Annotated in this window: 1 pseudogene; it reads right to left on the bottom strand. The window is 24.6% G+C overall.

What is annotated here, in order from left to right:
- Positions 1 to 156: 156 nt before the first annotated feature.
- Positions 157 to 441: pseudogene (locus AYC59_RS06605) on the bottom strand (transposase); the annotation flags it as partial.
- Positions 442 to 476 lie beyond the last annotated feature (35 nt).

The raw sequence follows: 476 nt of genomic DNA, 5'->3' as shown, positions 1-476 counted from the left end.
GCTGTTGCAATTCACTAATTTTTTAGAAATATATTCGCAACATCTCTAATTAAAAGAATCAGGAGATTAAAATGTATATTAAATTTATACAAATTAATCTCCTTTTCATATATTTAAGTATAACAAAATTAGCTAACTAAATCTTTTAGCTTTAATCTATATAATATCTTTTAATTGATGCAATGTATTCCCTAATTTATTCCTTAATCTTCTACTTATATATTTATTAAAGTTATAGGCCATAGAAAATAGCATCATTTCTCTTTTAACATTATCAAAACCTCTAACCTTTAATCTTCTTAAATTCATACACTCTTTAAGAACTGCAACTGCACCTTCAACCTGTATACTTCTATTAAGTCTATATCGCTTACCTATATCACTAGTTATATTATCATACGATATTTTTGAATATATTCTAAACTCTTTGTTGTAATTAATTTATCTTCCATTATCAGGGTTAATAGCCCTAATCA

Source organism: Pseudostreptobacillus hongkongensis (assembly GCF_001559795.1).
Classification (GTDB): Bacteria; Fusobacteriota; Fusobacteriia; order Fusobacteriales; family Leptotrichiaceae; genus Pseudostreptobacillus; species Pseudostreptobacillus hongkongensis.
The sequence above is the reverse complement of the archived record's forward strand: the minus strand, read 5'-3'. Positions and strand labels throughout refer to the sequence as shown.